At 69.1% G+C, this 6,026-nt stretch carries 8 protein-coding genes; 2 read left to right on the top strand and 6 right to left on the bottom strand.

Features of this window, described 5'->3' with window-relative positions:
• The 3 genes from ACWD68_RS41455 to ACWD68_RS41445 form a co-directional block, all read right to left on the bottom strand.
• A partial coding sequence (locus ACWD68_RS41455; RefSeq protein ID WP_451811648.1) for a DUF2637 domain-containing protein occupies positions 1 to 167 on the bottom strand: 167 nt, incomplete at its 3' end.
• A gap of 163 nt (positions 168 to 330) precedes the next feature.
• Positions 331 to 1,200 carry a DUF3558 family protein gene (locus ACWD68_RS41450; protein WP_451811647.1) on the bottom strand — a complete coding sequence of 290 codons (870 nt, stop codon included), beginning with the start codon at positions 1,198 to 1,200 and terminating at the stop codon, positions 331 to 333.
• A 147-nt stretch (positions 1,201 to 1,347) separates the two neighbouring features.
• Positions 1,348 to 2,220, bottom strand: a complete 873-nt coding sequence (locus tag ACWD68_RS41445) for a DUF3558 domain-containing protein (RefSeq protein ID WP_451811646.1) — start codon at positions 2,218 to 2,220, stop codon at positions 1,348 to 1,350.
• A gap of 202 nt (positions 2,221 to 2,422) precedes the next feature.
• Between ACWD68_RS41445 and ACWD68_RS41440 the strand changes: the two genes are divergently transcribed.
• The gene (locus ACWD68_RS41440; protein WP_451811645.1) at positions 2,423 to 3,616 is read left to right on the top strand and encodes an RtcB family protein; all 1,194 of its coding nucleotides are present in this window, start codon (positions 2,423 to 2,425) and stop codon (positions 3,614 to 3,616) included.
• 121 nt (positions 3,617 to 3,737) lie between these two features.
• Here the strand turns inward: ACWD68_RS41440 and ACWD68_RS41435 are convergent, their stop codons facing one another.
• The 3 genes from ACWD68_RS41435 to ACWD68_RS41425 form a co-directional block, all read right to left on the bottom strand.
• Positions 3,738 to 3,911 (bottom strand): hypothetical protein, encoded by a 174-nt coding sequence (locus ACWD68_RS41435; RefSeq protein WP_451811644.1) that lies wholly within the window; start codon positions 3,909 to 3,911, stop codon positions 3,738 to 3,740.
• Entirely contained in the window at positions 3,911 to 4,678 is a 768-nt protein-coding gene (locus tag ACWD68_RS41430; protein ID WP_451811643.1) for an SDR family NAD(P)-dependent oxidoreductase, read from the bottom strand. Before ACWD68_RS41430 ends, ACWD68_RS41435 begins: the two co-directional genes overlap by 1 nt.
• A gap of 193 nt (positions 4,679 to 4,871) precedes the next feature.
• Positions 4,872 to 5,207: a YnfA family protein gene (locus tag ACWD68_RS41425; protein WP_451811642.1), complete on the bottom strand. Its 336-nt coding sequence runs from the start codon at positions 5,205 to 5,207 to the stop codon at positions 4,872 to 4,874.
• Positions 5,208 to 5,404: 197 nt separating this feature from the next.
• On the opposite strand from ACWD68_RS41425, the gene ACWD68_RS41420 reads away from it, so the two are divergent.
• A complete protein-coding gene (locus ACWD68_RS41420) occupies positions 5,405 to 5,872 on the top strand; it encodes a hypothetical protein (protein WP_451811641.1) in 468 nt (155 codons plus the stop codon).
• The last annotated feature ends 154 nt before the right edge of the window (positions 5,873 to 6,026 follow it).

Raw genomic sequence — 6,026 nt, 5'->3', positions numbered from 1 at the left:
CCGATCGGGAAGACGTACGAGAAGTTCCCGAACCCCTTCTGGATCGCCAGCTCACGGACCGCCGCGTACGAACCGGCGAAGCCGATCCCGGCGATGACGACCGCACCGGCGACGACCACGCCGATGAGAATCTTGTGCATCCGTGTCAGCTGTATGGGCGCGGCCACCTGCACTCCCCTCCGCTTGCGTGTTGTTGCGCGCAACAGAGTGGCACATGTGTGTGGCGTACGGATGCGCGGTATGGGACGAGCCCGGTCCCCGAGAGGACCGGGCCCCTGCAACTGTCCCGCCAAAACTACGAGTTGAGCCCCGAAACCGTCCGGGACCGGGTCAGTCCTTCTTCGCCGCGGACTTCGACGGTGAAGCGCTCTTGGAGGCGCTCTTGGACGGCGCCTTCGCAGCGGACGACGTCTTCGACGAAGAGGACGGCTCCGAGGAGGACGTGCTCGCCGCGCCGCCCTCCTTGTTCGCGGCGGTCACCGCGGCCACCGCCTCCTTCGCCGCCTTCTCGGCGGCCTTCAGCAGGTCGGCGGCGTTCGGGGTCTTCTCACCCGCGAGACCGGCGCCGTTGTAGTCGAGCGTGACGACCACGTTCTCGACGCGCGTCACGATCGTCTGCTGCTTGAAGGAGCCTTCCTTCTTCTTCAGGTCGTACCGCACGGCCGTCGCCTCGTCGCCCGTCCCGGCGACCGGCTCGGACTTGGCGCCCTTCGCGCCCTCCACCGACTGCGCGCCCGTGACCTGCTTCTCGAAGTACGCGTGCGCCTGCTCGTCGCCCGCGCCACGCGTGTCCGAATCGAAACGCAGCAGCGCCACGTTCAGCCAGCGGAACTGAGAGCCCTTCACGCCGTTGTTGTCGAGGCTGTTCCAGTTGCAGTTGCCGCGCTGCGACGCGTCGTCCGACTTGCCTTCCTTACCCGACTTGCTCCCCTTCGGGACCAGTTCGCCCAGTGTCTTCTTCGACAGCACCGAGCACGGCTCGGGAAGCTTCGCGTACGCGGCGGGCTGGACGACATCGGCCGAGGCACTCTCGGACACCTTCGCGTCCGGGGTCGCGCTCGCGCTCTTCTGCGCGTCGTCGCCGGAGTCGGAGTCCGAGGAACAGCCCGCGGCGACAAGCATCACCGGGACGGCGGCTGCGCTGACAAGGATGCGGGTGAGTCGTGGTGCTCGGCCTACTCGCTGTACTGGTCGGTGCATGGTTCCTTCACTCGTGGCGCTCGTGGTACGGCCGCACATGGAACGTGCGACCGGTCGGGTCCGAGGGGCCACGGTACGCGGTGGTGCGCCCGGGCGGTTCCCGTTCGGGGGGTTTGCGCCGGGGTGCCCGCAGGTGCCGCGAGGGCGCTAGCCGTTGAGCTTGTCGGCCAGCTCCTCGGCCAGTTTCCACGCCCTGTCCTGCATTTCTTCGCTGTCCGGGGTGTCCGTGGAAGCCGTCGGCTGCTCGGCGTATTCGATCGTCACGATCACGTTGGACGTGCGGAACACCACAGTCACCGTGCGCTGCTGAGCCGTCGACGAGCCGGTGCTCAGCTTGTCGTCGAGGAACGCCTGCTCGCCGAGACCGTCGAGGACGCGGGGCTGGAGAGCGGTGGGCGTTCCCGAGGGAGAGGCCGAGGCGGAAGGGGTGCCGGAGCCGTCGCTCTTGCCCTTGCCGTCGCCTTCGTCACCGCCGCCTCCGGCGCCGGTCGGGGTGCCGGTGCCGGTGCCGGTGCCGTCGCTCGGGCTCGGGCCGGCGTCGTCGCCCGAAGCGGAGGCCGACGCGGAGGGCTCGGGGAGGTCGGCCGCCGTCTCCTTGACGGTGTAGAGCTCCTCGGCCTTGTCGTCGTCGCTCACCGCGTTGTCGTACGAGACCACGCGCTCGAAGTCGACGAAGAGGTGATCGGTGGCGGACGTGGACTCCACCTTCCAGTTGCAGCCGTCCCGCCGGTCCGTGTTGTACGTGACCGTGGCCTCACCCTCGTACAGCTTCTCCTGCTGCTTCTCGTCGGTGCTCTGCTCGATGCCGGGCAGCAGTGCGTCGAGCGTGTCGTGATCGGCCGCGGCGCACGCCTGCGGGAGGGTGCGGTACTTGCCCGGCTGGGCCGCCTGAGCCGTCGTGCCGGCGTTGCCGCTCTTGGAGTCCGGAGGCGAACTCCCTTCGTCCGGACCGCCCGTGCAGCCTGCCAGCAATGCCGCGAGGAGCACGGCGGCGCCTGATACGTACGCCTTCCGCTGCACGGTCAGGCTCCTCTCGACGGTTCCCGACGGCGCTTCGGCCCGGGTGTCCTGTGGTTATTCGGTTGCCGCACGGGGGCGGCCCCTGGAGACAATGTGTATCGCACGCAGAGCCGTGGACGCCGGTCCGTTGTCCCATACGTCGACCTGGGCGCCGTTTTTGCGATTTAAGACTTCTGTTGTTTTTCTGGGGATTGAGGGCGATATGTCGTACGTAGAGGTGCCGGGCGCGAAGGTTCCCATCCGCATGTGGGCCGACCCCGCGTCGGTCGAGGATGTCGCACTTCGCCAGCTCCAGAACGTGGCGACCCTGCCCTGGATCAAGGGACTCGCCGTCATGCCGGACGTCCACTACGGCAAGGGCGCGACCGTCGGCTCGGTCATCGCGATGCGGGACGCGGTCTGCCCGGCGGCGGTGGGCGTCGACATCGGCTGCGGAATGTCCGCGGTCAAGACCTCGCTCACGGCCAACGATCTGCCGGGCGACCTCTCGCGACTCCGGTCGAAGATCGAGGAGGCGATTCCGGTGGGGCGGGGGATGCATGACTCCCCGGTCGCCCCGGACCGGTTCCACGGGCTGGCCACGGCCGGGTGGGACGACTTCTGGGGACGCTTCGACGGGGTTGCCGAAGCGGTCAAGTTCCGTCAGGAACGGGCTGTCAAGCAGATGGGAACGCTCGGCGGAGGAAACCATTTTGTAGAAATTTGCACGGATACGACCGGTTCCATCTGGCTGATGCTGCACTCCGGGTCGCGGAACATCGGCAAGGAACTGGCCGAGCACCACATCGGTGTCGCCCAGAAGCTCCCGCACAACCAGGACCTGGTCGACCGTGACCTCGCCGTCTTCGTCGCGGACACGCCCCAGATGGCGGCGTACCGCAACGACCTGTTCTGGGCCCAGGAGTACGCGAAGCACAACCGAACACTCATGATGGCGCTCCTGAAGGACGTGGTCCGCAAGGAGTTCAAGAAGGCGAAGCCGACCTTCGAGCCGGAGGTCAGCTGCCACCACAACTACGTGAACATCGAGCGCTACGACGGCATGGACCTGCTCGTCACCCGCAAGGGAGCCATCAGCGCGCGGGCCGGAGAGTTCGGCATCATTCCGGGCTCGATGGGGACGGGGTCGTACATCGTGAAGGGACTCGGCAACGAGAAGTCCTTCAACTCGGCTTCGCACGGGGCGGGTCGGCGGATGAGCCGGAACGCCGCGAAGCGCCGTTTCACGACGAAGGACCTGGAGGAGCAGACGCGGGGCGTGGAGTGCCGCAAGGATTCCGGCGTCGTGGACGAGATCCCGGGTGCGTACAAGCCGATCGAGCAGGTGATGGAGCAGCAGCGTGACCTCGTGGAGGTCGTGGCGAAGCTCAAGCAGTTCATCTGCGTGAAGGGCTGATGCGGCGAGGCCCCCGGCCCGGGGGTCTCGCCCGAGCGGTCAGCACCCTTGTGGGCCATGGGTGGGGCTGCTGGTGTGCGTTAAGCGGTTGGGCTGCCGAGTGTGGTCTTCCGGCGGTGAGTCACTTCGCGTGCAGGACCGCGTAGATCATGACGAAGGCCACGATGTGGATGCCGAAGAGGAAGTACGCGAGGTAGTACCAGACGTACCGTTCGCGCTTCTTCTCCAGGGCCAGGCGGGCCTTTTCCGCGTCGTCCGTGGTGGGCCGTTCCGGGGGTGACGCCGGATCGGACATCACAGCTCCCTGTGGACCTTCGTGTTCGACGCCTGCGCTCGGGGGCGGACGACGAGGAGGTCGATGTTCACGTGGCTCGGGCGGGTGACGGCCCACGTGATGGTCTCGGCGACGTCGTCGGCGGTGAGGGGCTGTGCGACGCCCGCGTAGACCTTGGCGGCCTTCTCGGTGTCGCCGCCGAAGCGGGTCAGGGCGAACTCGTCCGTCTTGACCATGCCGGGGGCGACCTCGATGACCCGGACGGGCGTGCCGACGATCTCCAGGCGCAGCGTCTCCGCGAGAACGTGCTCGGCGTGCTTGGCGGCCACGTAGCCACCGCCGCCCTCGTACGTGCCGTGGCCCGCCGTGGAGGAGAGGACGACGATCGTGCCGTCGCCGCTGGCCGTGAGCGCCGGGAGGAGGGCCTGGGTGATGTTCAGGGTGCCGATGACGTTCGTCTCGTACATCTGGCGCCACTGGGCCGGGTCGCCCGTCGCGATCGGGTCGGCGCCGAGTGCGCCGCCGGCGTTGTTGACCAGCACGCCGATCGACTTGAACGCCGTCGCGAACTCGTCGACCGCGGTGCGGTCCGTGACGTCCAGGGCGTACGCGGTGGCCTGGCCGCCCGCCGCGGTGATCTCCGCCGCCAGTGCCTCGATGCGGTCCTTGCGGCGGGCGGTGACGACGACGCGGTAGCCCTCGGCCGCCAGCTGTCGGGCCGTCGCGGCGCCGATTCCGCTGCTTGCACCGGTGATGACGGCGATACGGGACGCGGCGGCGGGGGTCATACGGCTGCTCCTTGGCGGTGGGCTGGGACTTCTCCGGCAAGGATAGGTGGGGGCTGGGACGGCTGGGCCGGGGGAGAGGTGCCGGTGGGCGGGGGCGAGATGTCGGGGCGGGGGATCGCCTGGTGGTGAGGCTGCCGGGCGGTGGTGGGGCTCCCTGGCCCTGGCGGTGGTGGGGCTTCCTGGCGGTGGCGGGTCAGTTTCCGCGGGGGGCGTACATGATCACGGCCGTTCCGGCCAGGCAGATCAGCGCGCCGGTGATGTCCCAGCGGTCGGGCCGGTAGCCGTCCGCGACCACGCCCCATGCGAGGGAGCCCGCCACGAAGACTCCGCCGTACGCGGCGAGGACGCGGCCGAACTCGGCGTCCGGCTGGAGGGTGGCCACGAAGCCGTACAGGCCGAGGGCCATCACTCCGGCACCGATCCAGAGCAGGCCGCGCTGTTCGCGCACGCCCTGCCAGACCAGCCAGGCGCCGCCGAGCTCGAGGAGTGCGGCGAGGACGAAGAGGGCGGCGGAGCGGGCGATCGGCATGCGGTCACTGTGACATGCGGTCACCGTGGCAGGCGGTCACAGTCGGAGGCGGGGGTGGGCTCGTGGCCCGTAGCGCGTCACCTGGACTCGTGCGCGTCACCTGTTGGAAGGCGCCTGGAGGGCTTCAGGGGTGGGATACATCCCCTGATGGCGGGTCGATGACCTGATGATCGTTTCGGGCGAGCGGAGATGGCCTCATGCGGATGGTGTGTGCGGTGGGTGTGCTGAGTCTGGGGGCTGTGCTGGTGGGTGGCGGTCCCGCGGTCGGGGCCGTCGCGGGGCCCGAGGCCGATCTCGCCTATCACGGGTATGTGGCCGTGCACGGCGGGCGGGTCGATGTCCGGCTGACGCCGCGGAACCACGGGCCGAACCCCGTCGCCGACGCGACGGTGCGGCTGCGGTGGTCGACACCGCTGCATGATCAGCAGCGGTTGCCGGCCCGGTGCGCGCGGGCGGGGCAGCGGACGGTGGTGTGCCGTACGGGGGCGTTGCCTGTGGATGGGCTGGGGGAGGAGATCCGGGTCAAGGTGCGGCTGCGGGGGGTGTCGGCGGAGGTGTCGATGACGGTGGACACCGTGTGGGGCGGGGGGTCGGTGGACCGGAATCACGCGAATGACCGGCAGCGGGTGCTCGCGCTGGACACCGGGGATTCGTACGCGTTCTGAGTCCTGGGGGCCGGGTGGCTTCGCGTGCGGGGGCCTCGGCGGTTCCCAGGTGTGGGTGCCGGGTTCGGTGGGTGGGTCGGGGCCGTGCCGGTACATCCCGGTCCGTCGCCGCTGGATCAGACGTGGGCTACCTGTGCGAACTGCTGCTCGATCC

It is taken from the genome of Streptomyces sp. NPDC005141 (genome assembly GCF_053599975.1).
This window is presented reverse-complemented; position numbering and strand designations above follow the sequence as displayed.